Below are 23,656 nucleotides of genomic sequence, written 5' to 3'. Positions count from 1 at the left end.
AAATATAAGCCATTCAAAAAAGACAAATAACAGTTGCTATTTGCTCACTCGTCATTTAATTTTTCCAACTATTATTTGTCTCTTCGTGAGACGTTATGTTTTTTTTAACAGGAGTTTATTTCCTAAATGAAATCTTTGCCTCGATTATTAACCGTAATAATGATTTGTTTAATTAGTCTGTGGATTTTAATTGCTAGACCATTTATCACATCACATTCAGTGAAAATTCATGATATTGATCCGAAACTTTTAAAAGAAGAAGTGAGAAGGATTAGTCAAGATTTTTATCCAAGAGATAGCCAAAATCCTGAAATACTAGCTAGCCTTTCTGAGTATATATTTACAAAGTTTAAAACAAATACCAAAACGGTAGAGTTTCAGAAGTTTAAAGCTGGAGGGCACGAATATAGGAATGTTATTGCCAAGTTTGGGCCCAACACTGACAATGTCATAGTTATAGGCGCTCATTATGATTCATACTCAAATTTACCTGCTGCTGATGATAATGCATCAGGGGTTTCAGGATTGTTTGAACTAAGTCGATTGCTAAAAAAAATGAACCTAAAAAAGCAGGTGCATTTGGTTGCGTTTAGTCTAGAAGAACCTCCGTACTTTGCATCCGAAAAAATGGGAAGTTATATTCACGCAAAAAGCTTAAAAGAAGCTGGGATCAATATCGATTTAATGATCAGTTTAGAAATGATCGGATTTTTCAGTGATGAAGATAATTCTCAAACTTTTCCAATACCTATGCTAAGTTTAATGTACCCATCAACTGGTAATTTCGTCGCTATAGTTGATCAGATTTTTTCAAATAAAGCGTTTGAAGTTAAATCAGCAATAAATATGCATACTAATATTAATGCTTATTCGATTAATGCTCCACACAGTTTAACCGGAGTTGATTGGTCTGATCACCGAAATTATTGGGCCATGGGGTTTCCTGCTGTAATGATTACAAACACATCGTTTTATCGGAATAAATCTTATCATACTGATGCGGATACCTTTGATAAGCTTAATTATGAAAAGATGGCTGAAGTGATTTATGGTGTATTCAGGTATATACAAAGCTCTAATTCAGAAACATAGTAAGCCATTAAACAAGGAAAAAAGCAGTTGCTTTTTTTTGCTTCTTCGTTAATTTTAACCAACAATTATTTGCCTCTTAGTGAGGCGTTTTAGGTAACTAAAGGAAAAACAACCTATGTTAATTATTCACATTTTTACAGACTTTATTGCAATCCCAATTTTTATTATTGCGCTGTTAGTTTCATTCTACGTATACAGAGGAAGTAATAATAAATCACAAAAATTATCAAGTGTATCGTCGTTTAGTTTTAATATTTGTATCCTATTAGGTGTTAGCTACTTTATGTATGGTTTATCATCGGATATGGGTATTGAAAATGTAGGACCTTATGCCGCTGCCATGTTATTACCAATCCTTTACTCCGCATTGTTTTCTCTTAGCGTAAAAATTTATCTAAATAAAAGTGTTGCTTAAAATAAAATAGGAAATACGACTAGAAGTATTGTAACTCTATCTTGCTCTGTGCCCCTATTCGCCATAGAAGTAGAAATTTATGTCCGCTATATGATCGGAAAGTTGTCCTTAACATTCAGGAAGTCTTTATGTCAGGAATGCGCACAAAGTGATCCTAAATATTGCTGATTGAGTCTCAAGTATTATAACTGAAAAGTCGTCTTTTGAGAAAAGCGATCTTGGCTGTATCCCTTTAAAAATAGACAACCGTAAATGAGACTAATATCAATCATTATGCGTAGTCACAAAATTGTTCATTCAATTCTTATCTTTGCTAATGATTGATTCACCACTCATTGCCCTATGAATGGATTAGGGCAACGCAGAATAATGAGTGCAGTAAGTTATTACCCACTTTTTATTATCCGCTTTAGTCGTTTTTACACATAAACTTCATTTAACTCGACCTACATTTTTTTAACTATAGATCTATTTCATTTGCTATTTCATTTGCTATTTCATTTGCTATTTAAGTCAGCTGATTAAATGTATAAGCTAATTTATGTAGTAGTATAAGATGAAGTTGAAATAAATGTCGGTCAGCAGAATAACCAAAAAGGCCGTGACTTTTTGTCTAATGGAGACGCTTTATGAAAGCATCAGATCTATTTGTAAAAGCCTTAGAAGCTGAAGGTGTTGAATACATTTTTGGTATACCTGGTGAAGAAAATCTCGATATTCTTAACTCACTTGTCAACTCTAAAATCAAACTTATTTTAACTCGTCATGAACAAGCGGCTGGATTTATGGCAGCCACTTATGGTCGTTTGACAGGAAAAGCTGGGGTCTGCATGTCTACACTTGGACCGGGCGCAACTAATTTAGTTACAGCGGCAGCTTACGCACAATTAGGTGCTATGCCTATGATGATGCTTACGGGGCAAAAACCCATTAAGAGCAGTAAACAGGGGCAATTCCAAATTATTGATGTGGTTGACATGATGCGGCCAATCACAAAATATACTCGTCAGATCGGCGGCGCTGATTTAATTCCCGCTAGGGTGCGTGAGGCTATTCGACTCGCAGAAGAAGAGCGCCCAGGAGCGACACACATAGAACTTCCAGAAGATATTGCCAGTGATGTTACTGATGTACCTATCATTCAAAAGAGCTCTTTTCGCCGACCAATAGCAGAAGAAAAATCAGTCAGCGCGGCGGTTAAAATGATTGAACAAGCCAAATCCCCGCTGCTATTAATTGGTGCAGGGGCTAACCGAAAAACTACCTCAAAGATGTTACGTGAATTTGTCAGTAAAACTGGCATTCACTTTTTTAGTACACAAATGGGTAAAGGCGTGATTGATGAACGTGATCCGCTCTTTTTAGGTAATGCCGCTTTGTCTTCAGGGGACTTTTTACACTGCGCTATAGAACATTCTGATCTAATCATTAACGTAGGCCATGATGTAGTTGAAAAGCCGCCTTTTTTTATGGAAAAAGGAGGCTTTAAGGTTATTCACGTAAATTACACCACGGCATCAGTAGATGCTGTTTACTATCCACAACAGGGGGTTATTGGTGATATTGCTAATAGTGTTTGGCAATTATGTGAAAATATTAACGTGCAAGAAACATGGGATTTCTCATACTTTTTGAGCGTAAAAGAACATGTTGAACAACATTTAAGTGAAGGAATAAATGACAGTAGGTTCCCGATGTATCCACAGCGTATTGTTGCCGATATCAGAAAAGTAATGCCAGAAAATGGGATCATAGCACTAGACAATGGAGTATATAAAATCTGGTTTGCTCGCAATTATAAAGCCTATCAAACGAATACGGTTTTACTCGACAATGCACTCTCTACAATGGGAGCCGGGTTACCTTCTGCAATAGCCGCAAGTATTGTTTACCCAGATAGAAAAGTGATGGCGATCTGTGGTGACGGTGGTTTTATGATGAACTCTCAGGAACTTGAAACTGCGGTACGTTTAAAAGTAAATATCACCGTGCTAATTCTTCGAGATGATGCATATGGCATGATTAAATGGAAACAGGAAAATATGGGGTTTAAAAATTTCGGCTTAGATTATGGTAACCCTGACTTTGTAAAATATGCTGAAAGCTACGGTGCATATGGTCATCGAGTTGAAAGTAGTGATGCACTTATTCCCTTACTGGACGTTTGCTTTGCCACAGCAGGGGTTCATGTTATTGATGTTGCTGTGGATTACTCAGAAAATGACAGAATATTGCATCACGAGATCCAAGAAAAAAGCCGCTTAGTCAACGAGTAATACGTCACGTTATATTGGCAACATCATTGAAAATTAAGGCTGTGCATAGACAGTGAAGTTAATAGTGAACCCGTCATGATCACACTGAATGTTTATGGTTAAAAGTTTTAAGCCTCTGTGTTCTGGCGTACATACAAAAAGTCATACCACCTTGTATGGTAAAGGTATTACTTATTTATAAATAAAACCTTAATGAATATAGGAGGGTAGGGGATGTTACGAAGTTTTAATGAAATTATACGTTTCCAACGTCAAGGTATTGATGAAGAAATAGGCCGTTGTAAATATTTTCTCTTTGACACACGTTCTGGGAGAGTAAGTTATATGGTGGCTGACACCAATAAATGGCTTCCTGGTGGGAGAAAAATATTAATCAGCCCATATCACTCTTTGCTCCTAACTGGGAAGAACATTAATTTCCGATTAATTTAACCCGAGAAGAAGTTAAAAATAGTCCTGTCCTTAATGATCATCAATCGGTATCTCATTTATATGAATCTGAGTTTTTTAAATACTATGGTTACGGTAATCATTGGACGGATGAAGCTGAAGATTGGCATTTGCGATCAACAGATGAGGTAAAGGGATATGAGATACATGCTACGGACCAAAAAATTGGCCATATTGACGGTTTTATTTTAAATGATGAGGATTGGAGTCTTCCTTATATTATTGTTGATACGCGTAATTGGTTACCCAGTGGATATAAAGTTCTGATTAGTCATAAATGTATCGAAGCAGTAAACTGGGCTGGGGGATCTATAGAGGTTAATGTAAGTGCTAAAAATATAAAGGAAAGTCCACCTTTTGATTTATAACGACTTGTTGATCCTCAGTATGAGGTTCACCTTCGTCAGTATTATGATCTTTCGAAAAATTCAAAATACTCACAAGATCTCAAGGACAGATTATAAACAGAGATGACAAATGAGTTAAACAAAAAATTATTCACCATTCGCTTGGTATTTTTTATTAGGTTTTTATGAATTTTACTTAGCGCTTTAGACATAAAGGAGGCTCTCATGAACTCTAACAATTCATTACCGGATGATAATACAAAACGAATGCTCGTTGATATTGAATCAACTGACAGACTTACCTCAGATTCAATTGATAAGTTCTCGCGTAAACCTGCTTTGTTAAAGAGCTATTTGGACGCTTCTACTGGCCATACCTTTTCAGAATTGATGTTTCGTTTGACGCATGAAATTTATACAGAAAAAAAAGCATCGAATCTTTGGCATAAAATCGTTAAACATAGGAAAGATTTAAAAAATAAACTTAACCGTGATATGGGTATGCTTGTGTCCGCGCTTGACTATCTCTCTAATATTTCTGGCGATATTTCGAGCCCAAAAATAATGGGGGATCTGCGCATTGAAGCCGCAGCTGCTATGGCAACCCGTGATGCGTTGACCGGACTATACTTGCATGGTGTATTGGACTTTATGTTGGAACAGATGGTTGCTGAACATAGTAGATATAACAAAAGTCTTTCCCTGCTTATGTTAGATATCGATGACTTTAAGCAAGTGAACGATGTTTATGGTCACCAATTTGGTGACGAGATACTACAAAAACTGGGGAGAATAACCAAAAAAACTATTCGTGATGCCGATTTCCCTGTACGTTATGGAGGTGAAGAGTTCGTTATTGTTTTCCCTGATACTGCGATTGATTCAGCCGCTGAAATGGCAGAAAGGTTACGAATGGAAGTGAGTAGATACTGCTCGGAAAATGGACCAAAGATCACCGTGAGTATTGGTGTTTCATGCATACGTGATCCGGATGTTATTACCGCGTCTGAATTAATTCGCCAGGCTGACGATGTAATGTATAAGGTCAAAAGTAGTGGTAAAAATTGTGTCGGAAAAATGCTTGGCTCCTCTGGTTAACAAAGTACATTGAACCGACACTACAGCGTAAAAATGCTAACTATTATGGGAGTGGTTAGGAAACATTTTTCATTAAATTATAATGAATCTGTATCAATTAAATTGACTACAAATGCTGACTATTTAATCGCACCATCGTTACCTATGAGTCTTTTGGGGTCTAATCGGGCAATAAGTTCTACTTCGCTGATATCGGTTAGCTCTTTGGCAACATCTAAGACGCTTCTTTTCTGTGCATAGGCTTTTTGGGCTATTTCCGCGCTTTTTTCATAGCCGATCAAGTTTGTTAATGCGGTGGCTAATATAGGGTTTTTGACTAAATTTTGATTAATCATCAAATGATTTACACTCATGTCTTGTATAACTTTATCAGCAAGTGCAGTGCTGCTTGAACTGAGCAGTTGAATACTTTGCACTAAAGTATGAGCAATTAAAGGTAACATGGTGTTGAGCTGAAAATTACCCGATTGTCCTGCTAAGGTAATGGTTGTGTCATTTCCTATTACCTGCGTGCAGGCCATTAATACAGACTCGGGTATCACAGGGTTGACTTTACCTGGCATAATACTACTGCCTTTTTGATGTTCGGATAGCTGTATTTCATTTAAACCATTTAATGGTCCACTGCTAAGCCAACGAATATCATTGCTAATTTTACTCAGACTAACCGCGGTAGTTTTAAGTAAGCCACTTATATGTACGGCAGTGTCTTGAGCACTTATTGCTCTAAAGTGATTTTCAGCGGGTATAAATGTTAACCCTGTTTTTGCTGTTAATAGGCGAGTAACAATAGCGGAAAAATCCGGATGTGTGTTAACGCCTGTGCCAACGGCAGTGCCACCAATAGCAAGCTTGCATAAACTGAATAAGCTATTTTTAAGCTGTTCGTATGCATAGCTAACTTGAGCACTCCAACCACTTATCTCTTGGGCAAAACTCAGCGGCATCGCATCCATTAAATGCGTACGGCCTGTTTTTATGGTGTCATGATGTTCATTGGCTTTTTCATCTAAGGTGTTACGCAAATGATCTAACGAGGGCAGTAACTGTTCCGCGACAAGTTTTGCAGCACTTAAATGAATACAAGAAGGGATGATATCGTTAGAACTTTGCCCCATATTTACATCATCATTTGGATGAACGTTGATTGTATTGTGACTAGCTAACTTGACTAATGAAGCAATGACTTCATTAGCATTCATATTCGTGCTGGTACCAGAGCCTGTTTGAAATACGTCAATGGGAAATTGATTATCGTGAAAGCCATCAGCCACTTCCTTAGCCGCTAATTGAATCGCAGTAGATTTATCTGTATCGAGCAGTCCCAGCTCTTGATTAGCCTGTGCACAGCTGCCTTTTATCGTTCCCAACGCCCAAAGAAATGCGCGCGGCATTTTTAGATCGCTAATGGTGAAATTAGTCAATGCTTTGGCTGTTTCACTACCATATAAACACTCGGTTACATGCTTGTTATTGGACGTTGTATTGTCGTCTTTTTTTTGCATTTCTTTGTCCTTGTTTTTTTGGTCAATGGAATAAAGCCACTCGCCAACTACATGTTACGTTTGTGAGCCATATTAATATTTATAGTAGCTTCTATTTTTAGAAATCACTTACTCATCATAATAGAGTAAGGTTAAGAAGAGTAAATTCAATAGGGCTATTAATTAGACATTAGTGTGTTTTAAAACGCTTTGAGATAATCTGCATCCTTCAATTTATCAACTTTATATTCATGGCAAAATTTTATCTTTGCCAAATCAAGATTACAGGTGACTGTTTAATCTTGGCAATTTAAAGTTTCAAGATGCCCAGGCATAATAAGCACCTTTTTACCACCAGGAAATCAATCCCGTGTATCAACGACAAGACAACGCAGTGACCAATTGTAGGTATCCCACATTAAGTCTTTTTTATCATCTAAATCTAAAGCATGAATACTGCTACCGCTTAATGTTTTTAAATTGATTAACATTACCTTCTCCTGACTGATGAATTAGATTTCACAACTGACTTTAACCAAACAACATTAATGGCCCACTCTTAAGCGAAAACAATCACTAAGACGATCACGGTCAAAGGGGATACCGATTAAATAATTGAATACTAATTACATTACAACCAAATTGTATCGTCTCATTATCTCTAGCTCTGTGCGTTACCGTACAGGTTGTACTAGGTTAAAATGGGCTCTGTACTAAATGTTTGTGAATAGTAGATTGATACATAGTAAGCTGTTTGGCATTTTAAATACCCATACAAAAACTCGTGCATAAAATAAAGATTGATTCAATTATTTTTTTAAGTGGGGCTAACCATCACTATTTGCATATGCTCTTGTGACCATAGTCGCGCGTCACTATTTTATAGTTGATTAACATGGAGGGGGGCAGTTAACGACTTTACTCCTTAATTTATCATGCGTATTTATCGTCAGTTTAACGATGAGAAATGACATATCGTGCTCTATTTTATTTATTCATATTTTTTCACTTCCTTTGTCTTCTTTAATAACACGCTATTCACTTACTCTTTGATATTTTGCAAAATAAAATTAGTCTACATCCCTTGTTCTACCTGACCACTTGGATAACTTTTGCAGGAGTGACTGTTTTTTATGCAATTAATGGTTGACTATTTGGTCAATATTTTCAAAAATATTATATGAAAATAACAAAATTGTAACATTAGACGTTCAGTATAAAGTTGGAACTTTAACCAACAGGCGTCTTTTTTAGCTAATAGTAATTATAAATCTGGAGAGATAGAATGAATAATAGTCAGGCAAGGCCAAGTCGATTTTTCGGCTATGGTAAATTAAATTTAAGTTTGATCGCACTTTGTGTTGCTTCAACCTTCGTTACTCATAGTGCATTTAGTGGCGAAACACTATGGTCAGAAGATTTTAATGACACACCGTTAAATAATAAAGGTGCCGTGTTTGATACCCTTGATATGAGCGGTGTTACGCGTTGGTCTATTGATATTAGTAATGCTCAATTAACGGCGAACAGTGATTGGTTTAAAGTAACCAATAGCAACCTTGAGGCAAGAGATGTCGATGGTCGTGTTGATTGGCTGTCAGAGCCTATTCGCATTGAAGGAAAGACTAACATTCAGCTATCTGTTTTAGCTGAGGAAAATGGAAATCACGAATCATCAGACTTTTTTGATCTTTCATACGCTATAGATAACGGTCCCTTTGTCAGGGTAGAGAACTGGCAAGGTAAGGGAAATGATAGTCATACGTTAATTGATGACTTTACTTCGGTTACCATCACCCAAGTCATTCCTGAAGGAAGCACTTTGCAAGTTAAAGTGTCGATGGCTAATAATTCAGGCAGTGAATACATCCGTTTAGATGATGTTTTTATTACTTCGGGTATTGTCGATGGAGGAGGCAATGATGATAGTAACCTCGTCACTGATGCTTGCTTTAACTGCCCGGACTTGGGCCGGATAGCAAGTGCAGCTGAATTTGATGATGCTACTTATTATGCACCCGTTATTAATGCGATCAATTCTGAACAAAGTGCAGAGGTGATACGCATTAACATCAATGATGTTATTTCTGCCAATCATAAGCAATTAACTTATTCAGAAGCCTGGACCGCTTTAACGGTTACCGATGAAGATCCCCTTAACGCCGATAATGTTATATTATTTTACCGTGGCATTTCTAAAGCAAAATTCTCAAACGGTAGCGGTCCACAATCAACCAACCCAGATAACTGGAATCGCGAACATGTATGGGCAAAAAGCCATGGTTTCCCAAGTTCTAGTGCACGTGCTTATTCAGATATTCATCACTTACGACCTACTGATATTTCGGTTAACTCATCAAGAGGTAATTTAGACTTTGATAACAGTGACGCACCTTTACCAGAGTCACCAGAAAATCGTGTCGACGGTAATTCTTTTGAGCCAAGAGGGGCAGTAAAAGGTGATGTTGCACGTATAGTGCTATATATGGATACGCGCTATGCCGGATTAGACTCGGTGACACCTGATTTACACGTTGTTGATATGCTAACTTCTGGTGGTGAGCCAAAGTTAGGTAAATTATGTACGCTTTTAGCGTGGAGCGAAGCAGACCCTGTTGATGAATTTGAAATTAACCGAAATAACAAAATTTATGAGTTTCAAGGAAATCGTAACCCGTTTATTGACCACCCTGAGTGGATTTCAACACTTTATAGTTCATCATGTTCTAATGTTGACCCAGTAGATCCGGTAGATCCGGTAGATCCGGTAGACCCGGTTGATCCAGTAGAACCCGGCGTTGATTTGTTTTTCTCTGAATATGTTGAAGGGTCAGGCTATAATAAAGCGGTAGAGATTTATAACCCTACCAATGAAACGATTGCTTTAGGCGATTACCAATTCAACTTTTATGCTAATGGCAGTCCGTCTGTCACCAGTAGCTATACATTAACAGGGCAGTTACTTGCCAATGATGTTGTAGTACTTGGTTCAACTCAAATCGCAGATGACTCTACCTTAATCCCTTATATTGACCATTTTGTCAGTGCTATTAATTTCAACGGTGATGATTATATCGAACTTGTTCATGGCGATATCATTATTGATAATGTTGGCACTTACGGCGTTAGACAAAATTGGGGTAAAGATACTTCATTAGTTCGTTTAGCTTCAGTAAACTCGGGTGACAGCGACCGAACAGATGAATTTATTAAAGCTGACCAATGGCAGTCAAATCCAAAAGATACTTTTGAGAATTTAGGCGTACATCTATCAGCGCCACCAACTACAGAGCCCGGTGACTCGCCTGTCATAGGTATGTGTGGTGATGAAGCTGATTTTATTCATACCATTCAAGGCAGCGGCAGTGATTCAACGGTTATTGGCGAGGTTAAGGTTATTGAAGGTACCGTTACTTTTGCTGTGCCAAGTTTAAATGGTTACTTTGTGCAAGAAGAAACCGTTGACACTGATGCTGATACCACAACCTCTGAAGCCATTTTTGTTTATTTTAGTAATATTACAAACTTTCCTACCCAAGGTAATAAAGTCAGAATAAACGGTACCGTTAAAGAAAATTTTGGTCGTACACAATTGACCGCGACCACGCCTTTTGTTGATTGTGGTGTGGGTGAATCTATTGAAGCGACAATGGTGTCTTTACCTGTTATTAGTAACGACTATTGGGAAACAATAGAAGGTATGGCGGTTAGTTTTTCTGAGACATTAAAAGTCAGTGATACATATAACTTAGCACGCTTTGGTCAGTTAACCTTATCAAATGGACGCTTGATACTTCCTACCAATATTTATAACGCAGGCAGTGAACAAGCTATTGCTTTAGCGGATAAAAATAGCCGAAATCGTATCACCCTCGACGATATGAATAATACGCAAAACCCTGATAACGTGGCATTTCCTGCGCCAGGGTTAAGTTATCAGAATACGCTACGTTTAGGCGATTCCGTTGCTAACTTAACCGGAGTTATTGACTATAGCTACAGTACCTTCCGTGTTTTACCAACCGTAACACCACAATTTAGCGCGAGTAATGCGAGAACGTCACAACCCAATATTAGCGGCGGTGGTTCTTTAAAAGTCGCTAGCTTTAATGTACTCAATTACTTTAATGGAGACGGTGAGGGTCAAGGTTTTCCAACCGCTCGAGGGGCTGATACTTTTGAAGAGTTTACCCGTCAAAGTAGTAAAATTGTTTCTGCTCTTGTTGAAATTAATGCCGATATTGTTGGCTTAATGGAACTAGAAAACGATGGTTTTGCCAGTACTAGTGCTATTGCTGAACTTGTTTCGCAGTTAAATTTCAAGTTAGGTGAAGGAGCATATAACTACGTTAGCCTTAATCAAGCTGGTGTCGGTGGTGATGCAATTACTGTGGGTTTACTTTATAAGCCAGCGACCGTTGCCTTAATCGGTAATGCGGTCACGACAAGTCAGAGTCCATTTGATTTTGGTAATCGTCAACCGCTTGTACAAACGTTTAAAGAAATTGCGACTGATGAAACATTAACGATTGCCGTTAATCACTTTAAGTCAAAAGGCAGTTGTGGCAGTGCTTCGGGTAATAACCTTGATCAAGGTGATGGACAAGGATGCTGGAATGAACTGAGAACTCAAGCAGGCAGCGCATTAGCAGCCTGGTTAAATACTAACCCTACGGGATCTGCAGATACTGATTTTCTTATTATTGGTGACTTAAATGCTTACGGTAAAGAAGATCCAATCAATGCGATAACAGCCAGTAATTACCATAACTTGGTCGCTGAGCATATGGGCAGTGCAGGTTATTCTTATAGTTTTGGTGGTGAAATAGGTTACTTAGATCATGCACTAGCCAGTAATGATTTGGCTAGGCAAGTCGTTGATACAACGGTTTGGCATATCAACGCTGATGAACCTCGTATTTTCGATTACAACACCGAATTTAAATCATCAGAGCAATTATCAAAATATTTTGCTGAAGATGCTTATCGAGCATCAGACCATGATCCCGTTATCGTTTTACTTAACTTAAATAGTCAAGTTGAGCTGGTAGGTGATTTTGATGCAGATGGTGATATTGATATAAATGATGTTAGAGAGTTCTCGATGCTGATCCGCAGCGGCGAGCTTAACGATATTAAATACGACTTTAATCAAGACAACGTAGTAAATGGTCGTGATGGAAGAGCATTAATGTCTTTGTGTACGCGTTCGCGCTGTGCAACACAATAAAAATAATTTTAAGTTACTCAATACATAATTAAAAAGGACGTAATCATGAAAAAAATAATCATACTATTAACAACACTTTTTGTTTCGCTAAGTAGTCAGGCAACATTAATTACTGTTGAGCTAAACCAAAATACCTACCAAGTTGGCGATGTGCTAACAGCAAACTTTATTATTTCTGAGATTGAAGATGACGCCTCAGCGTTACAAAGAATGCTGAGTGGCTTTGGTTTTGATGTCTCATGGAATAATATGATGATTGAATATTCAGCCGTGCGTTTTGGCGATAAACTTGATGCAGCCCCAGGATTTAGTGTTCAATCACCTATTAACCTGATGGCAAACAGTTTAACGCTGTCAGAAACCAGTTACTCATGGTCTGATGAACTCTTTGCAGTACAAAATGGTTTAAGCCGTTTTCTATTAGCGAGTGTTGATTTTAACGTGGTAGGTGCCGGTAATGGTTTGGGATCTTTAGATTTATCAAATGTCGTATTATGGGATGATTTCAATATTGACTTTTCTGACATTAATAGCAGAAACAAAGAGTATTCAGTGACATCATCAACCCCTATTGATGTGCCAGAGCCTTCGTCAATGGTGTTAATGCTAATGGGATTCATCTTCTTGGTTCGTAAAAAGATAATGAGTTAACCACTTTGTTTTACTTATCGGCATTAGGTTGTCGATAAGTCAGCGAACTAACTAAAACCCTTATCTTTTTGATAAGGGTTTTTTATTTTAACCTTTGAGGCTAGCTAAGCGGTGCAAGCAGTGAGCTTAAAATATCATCAGTTAAGCTTAACTTATTATCACTCACTTCTTCAGATAACAGTGCTTTTGCAAGCGCAGCTTTATTTTGCTGTATTTTTTGAATTTTTTCTTCTATTGAGTTTTCAATAATATATTTGTACACAAAAACAGGTTTGTCTTGGCCAATACGATAAGCTCTATCGGTGGCTTGGTTTTCAACTGCAGGGTTCCACCAGGGGTCAAAATGAATAACCGTGTCTGCTGCTGTTAAGTTTAAGCCCACGCCACCGGCGCGTAAGCTAATTAAAAATACGGGTACTTCACCTTCTTGAAACTTATCAACAACTTCTTGTCTTTTCGTGGTTGCGCCTGTCAATTTAACAAAGTCGATTTTAGCGGTTACCAGCTCTTCTTCTATCAAAGCAAGCATACTGGTAAACTGTGAAAAAATTAATATTTTACGTCCTTCAGCAATTTGCTCCGGTAGCGTTTCCATTAAATGGTCAAGCTTAGCTGATTGATTTACTTTTTTAGCGCCTTCAAGTGACAGTAACTTAGGATGATTACAGACTTGTCTTAACTTCAATAACGCGTCTAAAACTTCTATCTGGCTACGTTTTAAACCTTTGTCTGCAATGATATCTTTTAAGCGACTGTCCATCGCCAAGCGCACTGATTCATAGAGTTCAGCTTGCTGGCCTTCAATACGTAACTTTTGAATTATTTCAGTTTTTGGTGGTAATTCAGTGGCTATTTTGTCTTTAGTTCGGCGTAAAATAAACGGTTTAATACGTTGATTTAATAACTGCTTACGCTCAAGTTCACCGTGTTTTTCTATCGGTGTTCGAAAGAGTTTAGTAAATTGTCTTTGTCCACCTAAAAAACCCGGCAGTAAAAAATTAAATTGAGCCCAGAATTCGCCTAAATGATTCTCCATAGGCGTACCCGTTAAACACAACTTATGCTGCGCTTTAAGGGTTAAAAAAGCTTGGTATAATTTAGTTTTAGTATTTTTTATATAATGAGCTTCATCAAGAATAAGGTAATAAAAACTTTGCGCATTATAGAGCGCTAAATCTTTAGTAATTAACGCATAGCTAGTAATAATTATATCAACCGGATTTTCAATACCTTCAGCACCTTCAAGGCAACCAAAGTGTTGCTGGCGTTTACTACCGTGCAATACTTGATAAGATAGCTCTGGGGTAAATTTTTCTATTTCATTTGCCCAGTTAAAAATAACACTGGTAGGCGCAACAATTAAGACGGGTTTGTTAAGTCGGCCTTGCTGTTTTTCAATTAATAAATGCGCTAAGGTTTGAATCGTTTTGCCTAAACCCATATCGTCAGCCAAAATACCGTTTAATTGATACTCTCGTAAAAACTGTAACCAGTTTAGCCCTTGATGCTGATAAGTTCGCAACGTTGCATTCAAGCCTGTTGGTACCGGAACTGTGGTAACTTGTTGGAAATCTCTTAGTTTATCAGCCAATACTCTTAATTTAGTGGTGCCAGTTGCTATCATTCCTTGGTCATCTAACATGGATAACGTTTGATGCCCTTGAAAACGCGATAGCTCCATTGTGCCATTTTCATTTAAAGCATTAGGCATAAACAATTCAATAAACTGTTTTAATATCGGCTGGACACTTTGATAGCGTAAGGCAACAAAATCGCCATTTTCGAGATCAACATATATAGGGGAGTTAGGCGCGATAAGCTTTTCTTTTTCTCGGTCAAGTAATGCCGACTTTGGGAGTTGTTCAATAGCACCAAGCAAAATAGGAAACGCGGGCATTTTTTTACCATCGATGGTTAAGTTTAACCCCAATGAGAAAAAGTCGTGGTCATCCGTTTGAATGACCTCGGCATCAAAGATGCTGTCGGTAGCGAGGGCTTTATAATAAAAATCATCAGCAAAGCTAATATTCCAGCCAAGATCTTTAAGTAATTGTACTTCTTGGTGTAAAAAATGATGCCAAAGGTAGCGACCTTGCATGAGCATTGAGAACTTAGGCGTTTTATCTTTATTTAAGTAGTCTTCATTGGTAAACGTGTAACGCTTAGCTTTGGGCTGAGGGGTAAATTTTAAACCGGTTAATTTATCAACAACAGCCTGTTCAAAGGTTAAATCTCGATACAATTTAACCTTAGTGTCGATGTCGCTTGTCTTAGAAGGTGTAACCGTAACATTTTCATTATGCGGATTAACTAAGTTGCCTTGATAAGAAAAATTAACTTTGACAAAGCCTGACTGCGGATCTTTTTCTCGTGGAGTAGAAAAGTGTAAATACACTTCAGGTTTTGTTAATTCTTGAGAAAATTCTGTTTTGGGTTTAGGCAAGCGCTGCACAGCATCACCTAAAGACATAGACAGCTTATTCATGACCCAGGGTAATTTGTCTTCTTCAAAAATAGGTGAATTAAGTAGGTCTGCTTCAAAATTACACTGAGTATTGGTATTAATCTTTCCAAAGCAATTTTTTTGTTCATCATAATAACAAAGAGGTTGTGCTTTTATAATAAGAATACTTTCTGAAGGTTGCATAAAGACAAGCTGCAAAGTGTGTAATTTATTATCAAGCGCTAACCATTGCCACTGAGCCTCTAATGGCTCACCTAAAGTTATTGCCTCGTTAAGATCATAACTTGTTTGCCAAAAACAGCGATTAGTTTTGATAATGCGCTCGAATAAATCAAAATACTTAATGTTATCGCCATACTGATTGGTACGGATAAGTTCAGTAAGTACAGCAACATCGTCGTTATTGGCATAAGCGCTATTTATTAACGAGCTTGCAGAAAATTCACTGCCAAGCGAGCTACTCCAGCCACCACTATTTTTTGGGCGTGCTGATTTTATACCTAAAGTAAAATAGTCGTCTTCGTTATAGCTGTTGGGTTTTAAAAAGTATAATAATGATTTTTGCTGACTGTTGGGCTGGTATCTACTTGGCTGAGCTTGAAAGCGGCTAAGCCATTTATCAATTACTTTTTCAGAGGTGGCAATACTATTTTGGTCAAAGTGTTCATGAATAAAGTACTGCGCGAGGGCAGCGCCATGTTTACAGTCACGTCCTATGTAACAATCACAATAACTGGCCATACCATCATACTTAACATTTAACACTAAGCGCGTTAAATAACTGCTTTGGCGAGAGCGCTCACTAAATACGACTCCCCGAATTATTTCACCATCAAGGGCGCAGGTTTTAATACCTTTATCCTGAAAAATGCGTGTTCCTTTTTTCCATTCATTTTTGGTAAAGTGTTTTTCAAGTAATTCAGGTGTAAAAGTGTTTGTAGCCATAAGTTTTTAATTATTCAGAATTCAAATAGAGTGTAAATGGATAAATTAGGTTTTATCTCCTCTTGATAGAATAAAAATATCAAGAGGATGATAAATATACATTACTGCAATAGCATTTTCAGGACTTATTGCTAAGAGCTGATCATTTATTATATCATCTCAATAGTATCACTGAGAATTAAAACCTTCAATTTGTCTTAATACTTGTCATTAATAACAATATTTTTAAGTAAAGTTCATCAATAGCCAACATTAATATTGACCTATCTCTCTATTTTTCCATGCGGTGATTAAATAAGATGAAATAGAATCACCACTGCTTGTTCTATATTCATGCTTTTCTTCATTATTATCTAGAGTAGTCTCGGTAATATTACCCGTTTTATTGGGAGCATGAGCACCGACATAAAATTCGGCTAATTGTTCTCTAGAAAACCATTGGCAATCCTCTAAGTCGTCTTCACTAATATCAATAGAGGTAGAGGTCGCAACTGCAGTAAAGCCTAACATCACTGAAGCGGGAAATGGCCAAGGCTGAGACGTTATATACTGAGGATTTTCAACATCTACAGCTGTTTCTTCTAAAACTTCCCTTATTACGGCTTCTTCTAGTGTTTCACCCGGGTCTACAAAACCGGCTAATGTTGAATAAATCCCAGCTTTCCAGCTGGCTTGTCGGCCTAATAAACAGCGAGCGATACCATCAGGAAACATATGCTCAACAAGCATTATTACCGCGGGATCTGTACGGGGAAATGACATGTTACGACACTCAGTGCAGCGCCTAGCGTGTCCTGCATAAACAGATCGATTGGCGTTGCCACATTTACCACAGTAAAGATGTGTTGTATGCCAATAAACTAAAGCTTTAGCTAACGCTTGAATTGACACATCTATAACAGTTAAATTTGGTGTCGCTTCACGAAGTTTTTGCCACTTACCTAGATTAAGTAATTGCGCTTGGGTTGAAAAACGTAATTTTTCAAAATCTACGGTGAACAATGAGATACTTCTGGTAGGTTCGTCTGACGTAGACTCTTTCCCCAGAGTCCCTTTACCTAAATAAATGCAACTTTCAATCGTTAAATTATCAAGCTGAGATTGATTTAAATAAATCGGGGTAAAAGTATCATCATGAGAAAAAAGGCCCATGCCGTCGTTAATAACGCAAAACAAGGTTTTTTGATGATTAAATTCTGATGTTAGCCAGCGTTTGTCTTTACGTTGATTACTACACCGGTCGAGCGGCATATTTGCGTATGTTAAACTCATACATCGTCCTTTTTTATTTGGCTAGCCCATTGCAGGGACCATTCTCCGAGTGGAGAAATCACTGAAAACAATCCTTGCCCTGTTAGCGTTAATTGATAACCATTTGGCGTTGACTCAACGAGTTGTAAAACTTTTAATTCTTTTAAACGGGTGTTTAAAAGGCTTGGTGAAATTTGCTCACAACGTTGCTGTAATTGTCTAAATGTTGCACTTCCTTGGCTTAACTGCCAAACAATACCCAATGCCCATGTTCGACCCAGTAAATCGAGTAACGCCATAATAGGTTTACCGGTTTTAGAGCCTCTAACTTGCTCTCCGGGTATCGGTAATGACATAATTTCTCCTTAATAACCAATATAACAATGCTACAATATTAGTAGCGATATTGCTAGTGGTGAGTATAATGCAGTACATAAGTAGATAACGAATTCTCTGAAAAGGAATAGTTTATGATTTCAAAAAAAGTAAGAGAGTTGTTCGTCTCTTTAATGGAAGCCACAGATGCTTCTGCCGTTTCTTATGATATTGAAACTGAACAATACAGTGGCAACTTCAATGCCGCAGTTGTTGATAAATATGCTGAATTAGGCGCGCTGGTACTTGTTGAAGGAGTAAGCAGCTCAACAACCATCTTGATCAATAACAGAGATGATTTTTTAAGCTCTTTTGCTGCTGGCGCTAGAGAGGCTAAAAATGGGAGTGATCAGTCTTACGCAGACTACAATGCAAACCCATTTGCCTTCTCTGTTGGTTATGAACATTACTATCAAATAGCAAAGAAAAAACGGCCAGTAAGTGGTTATCTATGCCATGGTTTTGAAAGAGAAGACACTGGTTTAATACACCAACAATAATGTTTTACTTACCGTGGTAAGTCAGTGCTGAATAAATTGTTGTCTTGGTATTATCCCATTGAAATGAGATGCGCAGGAGAAAAAAATTAGAGAATCTCGTTAAAAATCATTCCATATATTTTTTCTAAAGTGTTTGATAACGGCTATCTTTTTTGATTTTATCTAATGCTTCCTGTAATTGGACTATTGTTTTATTTGATGTTTTTTTACTTATGTGCAAAATAATATTCAAGCTCGCCTGAAAGTAGGTAGACGGGGTCAAAAATATTTACGTTTATCTCCGGTGTAAGCAATTTTAATCGCCATTCCAATTCGACAGGACTAAAGGTAACAAAGTCAATTCTGCCCTTGATTATCTTATTGATGTTTTGGTTTTCCCTCGTCACAAAGGCTAAATTATTCCCTTCTTCAAAACCAGCGTTAATTAACTTCTCAGAAGATGAAGAAAGATCTTAACTGGACAACAGGTAATTCAAGTGGTGGTTCAAATGGTTTAGGCGGAACCGTTGTTTGCTTGGGCTTTAGTTCTGGTAATGGTAGCGATTTCAATGAATTAAATGCCTCAGAAAATCAAGCAGCAATGTTAGGTTTAACCGGTACTTTAAATGTAGGTGTTGCTGATTTATATCGTTTTGAAGTTAGAAATGGTCAAATTGCTCCTCCAACAGACGTTCCAGAGCCTACAATATTCGCAATTTTGTGTTTAGGCTTACTGGGTTTAGTGGGCTTTTTATTGCTTGTCATTGTATGTTTATAAAGTCCCCCTCCTACCTTTAAAGCTAAATTAATAATAAAAAGTATAGTCACTCCTTTTTAGAACAAATGATAAATTTTATTACAATGTTGAAGCAAATAACGTATAAATTAATAGGCATTAAAATGTTAGTAAGGTTTCCTAATGAGTTCTTTAATCATTTGCCGATAGATATTCAAATATATAAAAAGGACTATTGTTCATACTATTAAGTAAAAGTTATTCAATTCAGAAAAAATCCCTGTGTTGATTATTGATATTGTTGTGCTCTGCGCTATTTGCTCGGTCTATCAGGTAACCGATTTACCCAACCTTATTAACAATGACTCTTATTTTACTTTACACAACCTCAAAACATTGGTGAGTCACCCAGAACATGGTTGATTATATTCCATCAAGTACGGCAATTTTACTTAATCAATGTTGATAGCAATTCTCGATTATGGGTCATATTAAAGTCTATATGAGGACCTACCGGTAAAATACGGGTTGAATTAATCGTTTCGTGGCTGTCATAGTAATGTGCCTTGATCTAATCCATTGCGACAGTTTCTTCAATACCGTGCACTTGATACAAGTCGCGTAAGTAACCCTAAATATTTGGGTAGTCGACGATTCGACGTAAATTACACTTAAAATGCCTGACATAAACGCTGTCGAAACGCACTAAGGTTGTACATAATCGCCAGTTAGCCTCTGTTATCGTATTACCCGTTAAGTAACGACGATTTTCTCAATGTACTTCTAAGGTATCTAGTGCATCAAAGACTTCGACCACCGCTTCGTCATAAGCGGTTTGTGTTGTAGCAAAGCCAGCGCGATATACACCATTATTAATGGTTGGATAAATAAACGCATTTAGCTCATCTATTTCAGCTAATAACTCTGGTGGTGAAAAGTCACCCAGCAAGGCCCCTATGTCGTCAAATGCTGAATTAAACATGCGTATAATTTCAGGAGATTCCTTGCTAACGATGGTATTGGTTTTTTATCCCATAAAATAGGCACGGTTACTTGCCCCGTATAATCAACTTACGCTCTGGTATAGATTTCATGCACGTTAATTGCGTTCAAAATGGGATCAGCTACCACACCGTCACCTGGTGCGAATGTCCAGCCTTCGTCACCCATAAACGCATTCACTATCGACATGGATATGATGTTTTCCAAACCTTTAAGTTTGCGATAAATAATGGTGCGATACGCCCAAGGGCAGGCCAGCGATACATATAAATGGTAACGATTAGCCTCTGCTTTAAAGCCGGCAATACCTCATTTTCCAGCACGACCATCTTTGGTGTTCCAGTGACGAAAGCTGGGGGCTTTTCGTTCAAAACAGCCACCACTCGATTTTGTGTCGTACCATTGGTTTTGCGATTTTCCTTCAACTAATAGTCTCATAGTGCTCTCCTTAATTATTCGATTAAAACGTTAGCCAAGTGAAGAGGAATGAAGCCATCATCCCTTAGCTTAGTTGCTCATTAATAGCATAACGTCTTTATTTAATATTAATTAAGTGTGTTTTTAAACGTGGATTATCTAGAGAAAAAACTCCTGGATCATAAACAAATAAGGTTAAAAGCCACCCGCAATAGCAATATTTTTCATGAAGTTAGTCATTTCTGCTTGGTTACTAAAATCGGCATGAAAGAGTATTGCTGAAAGTATGCTAAAACTGGCTAAAGCAATGGCAGCATATTTTGTTTTCCATCCTAAAATAATCGCTAAACCACCCAACACTTCGAACAAAGTAACTAAAGGTAATAAAGCCCCCAACACGCCCATTGCTTCCATATAACCTTGTGTTCCGACATATTGTGATATTTTTGTTATTCCAGACATAAAAAACATGACAGCTAACAAGAAACGTCCCGTTGGGGCTGCAAAAATTTGTAAGGTATTCATTGTAAATCTCCTCATATATTTGAGTGAAAGTTCATGTTATTTATCAACGTTAGGCGTTTTGTAAAGTGACTTACTTTGTTGATGAGGCTATCTTATTCGTAATTAAAAAGTGAACAAACATAAAAAAATAAGTATTTGTTCTTATTTTGACAATAATTAGATGGGTAAAACTGATAGTTACTTGATCACGTATATAGAGACAGTCATAAATATAAAGAGGGTGGTGGTGTTTATAGTGATAAAAAGGTTATTTTGATGGCGTAAAGCTAGTTTAGCTGACTTTCAAAAGGTAGTGTTTTGTCTGTGTTTAAACAAAACACCTCAACTTCACCCCTATTGATCCCAATAGGGATTATCACCAAATCGCTCAACCAAAAAATCAATCAAGCTACGCACTTTAAATGGCAGGTGCCTGTTGGGAGGATAAACGGCATAAGCATGCATGGTAGGGAGTTTATATGCCTCTAACACGGGGACTAATGTTTGAGTGGCTAGTGATTGCCACACAATGAACGTGGGTAAATAGGTGATCCCGTGACCCGATTCAGCGAGTGATTTTAGAAAGTCGCCATTATTTGCGATAATATTGGGTTCAAGATGCACAATATGTTCTTGCCCCTCTTTACTGAGAAGTTTGATACCACTTTGTTCAGAACTACCATATCTAATAACGCTGTGTTGTTTTAAATCGTCTGGTGTTATTGGCTTTCCATGTAACACTAAGTAATCAGGACTCGCACATAACACATGTTTTATCGGGGCAATTTTTCGCGCTTGCAAAGTAGAATTATCTAATTGACCAATGCGAAAGGCCAAATCAACTCCCTGTTCAACGATATCTATTTTTTGATCTGAAAAATTAATATTTAATTTTAAATCGCTATGCTGTTGTAAAAATAAATCAAGTGCTGGAGCAAGATGAGTGAGTCCAAACGATAACGGGACGGCAATATTTAATGTTCCTTCTAATGCGCTATTACTGCTTGTTGTTTGACTATTTAATTCATCTACTTCATCTACGATTAATTTACTTCGATGGTAATAACGCTGTCCCGCTTCTGTAATACTCGATTTTCGAGTGGTGCGATTGATCAGCTTAATGCCAAGTTTTTGCTCTAACAAAGAGAGTCGCTTACTGACTGCTGATTTAGCAATATTCATTTGCTCAGCTGCTTTGGTGATGCTGCCTGTTTCAACAACACGCAAAAATATATACATATCTTCAAGTTGTCCCATATCATCTCCACTTATGTTCAAGAACGATTGTTTCTTTTTGGTAAACTATGTTTTTAGTTAACGGGTGTTTATTCTCGTAATGTAAACAATTATTATGTGTCTATCAAGTTTGAATTATCTACTGAGAGTTAAGAACTATCTTAGCGATATACTTATACTTACAGCAAAATTAACAAGGTACATTAATATGACTCAAGCGACTGTAAATATCACTATGCGAGAGCTGTCATCTCTCTCTCAAGGACAACTTGGCTCAGATGGCGATGGCGTAAAGCTTACGCGCTTTATTGGCAACAACGTGCTGAATATGCTTGACCCATTTTTGCTACTCGATCTTTTTGAATCTGACCAACCCAATGATTATATTGGTGGTTTTCCAGAACATCCACACAGAGGTTTTGAGACCGTTACTTATATGTTGGCGGGGAGAATGCGCCATAAAGACAGTGCAGGTAATGAAGGGGTTATCTCTGCGAATGGTGTGCAATGGATGACGGCAGGAAAAGGCATTGTACACTCTGAAATGCCTGAACAAGAATCTGGCTTGCTTAAAGGGTTTCAGCTTTGGGTCAATTTACCTAAAACACATAAAATGACCGAGCCGGTATATCAGGAGTTTCCCGCGGATAAATTAGCAATGGAATACGGTGACGATGGTAGTGAAATAAGGATTATTGCTGGGGTAACGAATAAAGGAACTGTTGGTCCAGTTATTAATAACCATGTTAAACCTACCTATATGGATGTGCATTTACCCGCAGGAACGATATTTGAACAAACCCTGCCTATTGATGACAATGCCTTTATTTTTGTTATTAAAGGGAGCATCTCGGTAGGTAGTACGGGTAAAAACCTTCCTCAAAATCATCTTGGATTATTATCTAAAGGTGATTTGGTGTCAATTACTGCATCATCGGAAATGAGTCAGTTTTTACTGATATCAGGCAAGCCACTTAATGAAGCTGTTGCTAGAGGCGGGCCCTTTGTAATGAATACCGAGGCCGAAGTTATGCAAGCATTTAGTGATTTTCGAAACAATAAATTTTAGCAGGGCAGGATGAAGCATTACGTTTACTTTAGCTAGCACTCGAGTTTTTGGAGTAAAAATATAGTCGTTTGGCCAAGTTCTTTATCATTGAACAGCTGATAGGGGATATTTTCTAGCATATAAATATTTAGGTAT

At 37.5% G+C, this 23,656-nt stretch carries 17 protein-coding genes and 1 pseudogene; 10 read left to right on the top strand and 8 right to left on the bottom strand.

Translation table 11 applies throughout. The features are described 5' to 3' along the window. Positions 1-126 precede the first annotated feature (126 nt). From H4J73_RS03925 to H4J73_RS03905, 5 genes are all read left to right on the top strand, one after another. Positions 127-1,092, top strand: coding sequence for a M28 family peptidase (locus tag H4J73_RS03925; RefSeq protein WP_182179789.1), 966 nt, complete (start codon positions 127-129; stop codon positions 1,090-1,092). Between the two features lie 115 nt (positions 1,093-1,207). After that, positions 1,208-1,507 carry a hypothetical protein gene (locus H4J73_RS03920; protein ID WP_182179791.1) on the top strand — a complete coding sequence of 100 codons (300 nt, stop codon included), beginning with the start codon at positions 1,208-1,210 and terminating at the stop codon, positions 1,505-1,507. Between the two features lie 629 nt (positions 1,508-2,136). Next, positions 2,137-3,783, top strand: a complete 1,647-nt coding sequence (locus H4J73_RS03915; protein ID WP_182179793.1) for an acetolactate synthase large subunit — start codon at positions 2,137-2,139, stop codon at positions 3,781-3,783. A 560-nt stretch (positions 3,784-4,343) separates the two neighbouring features. Continuing rightward, complete coding sequence (locus tag H4J73_RS20180; protein ID WP_220460042.1) at positions 4,344-4,601, top strand: hypothetical protein; 258 nt, start codon at positions 4,344-4,346, stop codon at positions 4,599-4,601. Between the two features lie 204 nt (positions 4,602-4,805). Continuing rightward, positions 4,806-5,678: a GGDEF domain-containing protein gene (locus H4J73_RS03905; protein WP_182179795.1), complete on the top strand. Its 873-nt coding sequence runs from the start codon at positions 4,806-4,808 to the stop codon at positions 5,676-5,678. A gap of 119 nt (positions 5,679-5,797) precedes the next feature. Here H4J73_RS03905 and H4J73_RS03900 read toward each other — a convergent pair whose 3' ends face one another. Then, the gene (locus H4J73_RS03900) at positions 5,798-7,183 is read right to left on the bottom strand and encodes a lyase family protein (RefSeq protein WP_182179797.1); all 1,386 of its coding nucleotides are present in this window, start codon (positions 7,181-7,183) and stop codon (positions 5,798-5,800) included. A gap of 341 nt (positions 7,184-7,524) precedes the next feature. Next, the gene (locus H4J73_RS20345; RefSeq protein ID WP_259366745.1) at positions 7,525-7,653 is read right to left on the bottom strand and encodes a hypothetical protein; all 129 of its coding nucleotides are present in this window, start codon (positions 7,651-7,653) and stop codon (positions 7,525-7,527) included. Positions 7,654-8,447: 794 nt separating this feature from the next. Here H4J73_RS20345 and H4J73_RS03895 point away from each other — a divergent pair. After that, positions 8,448-12,392, top strand: coding sequence for an ExeM/NucH family extracellular endonuclease (locus H4J73_RS03895; protein WP_182179799.1), 3,945 nt, complete (start codon positions 8,448-8,450; stop codon positions 12,390-12,392). Between the two features lie 45 nt (positions 12,393-12,437). Continuing rightward, entirely contained in the window at positions 12,438-13,043 is a 606-nt protein-coding gene (locus H4J73_RS03890) for a PEP-CTERM sorting domain-containing protein (protein ID WP_182179801.1), read from the top strand. 100 nt (positions 13,044-13,143) lie between these two features. Here the strand turns inward: H4J73_RS03890 and H4J73_RS03885 are convergent, their stop codons facing one another. The 3 genes from H4J73_RS03885 to H4J73_RS03875 form a co-directional block, all read right to left on the bottom strand. Beyond that, a complete protein-coding gene (locus H4J73_RS03885) occupies positions 13,144-16,452 on the bottom strand; it encodes a DEAD/DEAH box helicase (protein ID WP_182179803.1) in 3,309 nt (1,102 codons plus the stop codon). A gap of 252 nt (positions 16,453-16,704) precedes the next feature. Further along, positions 16,705-17,724: an NAD(+) diphosphatase gene (gene nudC / locus H4J73_RS03880; protein WP_182179805.1), complete on the bottom strand. Its 1,020-nt coding sequence runs from the start codon at positions 17,722-17,724 to the stop codon at positions 16,705-16,707. After that, positions 17,721-18,059: a helix-turn-helix domain-containing protein gene (locus H4J73_RS03875; protein WP_182179807.1), complete on the bottom strand. Its 339-nt coding sequence runs from the start codon at positions 18,057-18,059 to the stop codon at positions 17,721-17,723. The genes nudC and H4J73_RS03875 overlap by 4 nt, the downstream gene beginning before the upstream one ends. A gap of 114 nt (positions 18,060-18,173) precedes the next feature. Here H4J73_RS03875 and H4J73_RS03870 point away from each other — a divergent pair, with 114 nt between their 5' ends. Both H4J73_RS03870 and H4J73_RS03865 read left to right on the top strand, forming a co-directional pair. Further along, positions 18,174-18,578 (top strand): hypothetical protein, encoded by a 405-nt coding sequence (locus tag H4J73_RS03870; RefSeq protein WP_182179809.1) that lies wholly within the window; start codon positions 18,174-18,176, stop codon positions 18,576-18,578. 439 nt (positions 18,579-19,017) lie between these two features. Further along, positions 19,018-19,335, top strand: coding sequence for a nidogen-like domain-containing protein (locus H4J73_RS03865; protein WP_182179811.1), 318 nt, complete (start codon positions 19,018-19,020; stop codon positions 19,333-19,335). 406 nt (positions 19,336-19,741) lie between these two features. Here the strand turns inward: H4J73_RS03865 and H4J73_RS03860 are convergent. The 3 genes and pseudogenes from H4J73_RS03860 to H4J73_RS03850 all read right to left on the bottom strand — a co-directional run bounded on the left by H4J73_RS03860 (position 19,742) and on the right by H4J73_RS03850 (position 22,473). Then, positions 19,742-20,733 (bottom strand): annotated as a pseudogene (locus H4J73_RS03860) (glutathione S-transferase family protein). A gap of 174 nt (positions 20,734-20,907) precedes the next feature. After that, a complete protein-coding gene (locus H4J73_RS03855; protein WP_259366744.1) occupies positions 20,908-21,237 on the bottom strand; it encodes a DoxX family protein in 330 nt (109 codons plus the stop codon). A gap of 333 nt (positions 21,238-21,570) precedes the next feature. Continuing rightward, positions 21,571-22,473 (bottom strand): LysR family transcriptional regulator, encoded by a 903-nt coding sequence (locus tag H4J73_RS03850; protein WP_182179813.1) that lies wholly within the window; start codon positions 22,471-22,473, stop codon positions 21,571-21,573. A 187-nt stretch (positions 22,474-22,660) separates the two neighbouring features. Here H4J73_RS03850 and H4J73_RS03845 point away from each other — a divergent pair, with 187 nt between their 5' ends. Continuing rightward, entirely contained in the window at positions 22,661-23,521 is an 861-nt protein-coding gene (locus H4J73_RS03845; RefSeq protein WP_259366743.1) for a pirin family protein, read from the top strand. The last annotated feature ends 135 nt before the right edge of the window (positions 23,522-23,656 follow it).

This window comes from Colwellia sp. MB3u-41, from assembly GCF_014076845.1.
Lineage (GTDB): Bacteria > Pseudomonadota > Gammaproteobacteria > Enterobacterales > Alteromonadaceae > Colwellia_A.
This window is presented reverse-complemented; position numbering and strand designations above follow the sequence as displayed.

Coding starts and splice junctions, on each gene's coding strand:
- H4J73_RS03885 (WP_182179803.1), bottom strand. CDS start 16,452: ATGGCTACAAACACTTTTACACCTGAATTACTTGAAAAACACTTTACC.
- nudC (WP_182179805.1), bottom strand. CDS start 17,724: ATGAGTTTAACATACGCAAATATGCCGCTCGACCGGTGTAGTAATCAA.
- H4J73_RS03875 (WP_182179807.1), bottom strand. CDS start 18,059: ATGTCATTACCGATACCCGGAGAGCAAGTTAGAGGCTCTAAAACCGGT.
- H4J73_RS20345 (WP_259366745.1), bottom strand. CDS start 7,653: ATGTTAATCAATTTAAAAACATTAAGCGGTAGCAGTATTCATGCTTTA.
- H4J73_RS03920 (WP_182179791.1), top strand. CDS start 1,208: ATGTTAATTATTCACATTTTTACAGACTTTATTGCAATCCCAATTTTT.
- H4J73_RS03915 (WP_182179793.1), top strand. CDS start 2,137: ATGAAAGCATCAGATCTATTTGTAAAAGCCTTAGAAGCTGAAGGTGTT.
- H4J73_RS03870 (WP_182179809.1), top strand. CDS start 18,174: ATGATTTCAAAAAAAGTAAGAGAGTTGTTCGTCTCTTTAATGGAAGCC.
- H4J73_RS03890 (WP_182179801.1), top strand. CDS start 12,438: ATGAAAAAAATAATCATACTATTAACAACACTTTTTGTTTCGCTAAGT.
- H4J73_RS03900 (WP_182179797.1), bottom strand. CDS start 7,183: ATGCAAAAAAAAGACGACAATACAACGTCCAATAACAAGCATGTAACC.
- H4J73_RS03895 (WP_182179799.1), top strand. CDS start 8,448: ATGAATAATAGTCAGGCAAGGCCAAGTCGATTTTTCGGCTATGGTAAA.
- H4J73_RS03850 (WP_182179813.1), bottom strand. CDS start 22,473: ATGGGACAACTTGAAGATATGTATATATTTTTGCGTGTTGTTGAAACA.
- H4J73_RS03855 (WP_259366744.1), bottom strand. CDS start 21,237: ATGAATACCTTACAAATTTTTGCAGCCCCAACGGGACGTTTCTTGTTA.
- H4J73_RS03865 (WP_182179811.1), top strand. CDS start 19,018: ATGAAGAAAGATCTTAACTGGACAACAGGTAATTCAAGTGGTGGTTCA.
- H4J73_RS03925 (WP_182179789.1), top strand. CDS start 127: ATGAAATCTTTGCCTCGATTATTAACCGTAATAATGATTTGTTTAATT.
- H4J73_RS03845 (WP_259366743.1), top strand. CDS start 22,661: ATGACTCAAGCGACTGTAAATATCACTATGCGAGAGCTGTCATCTCTC.
- H4J73_RS03905 (WP_182179795.1), top strand. CDS start 4,806: ATGAACTCTAACAATTCATTACCGGATGATAATACAAAACGAATGCTC.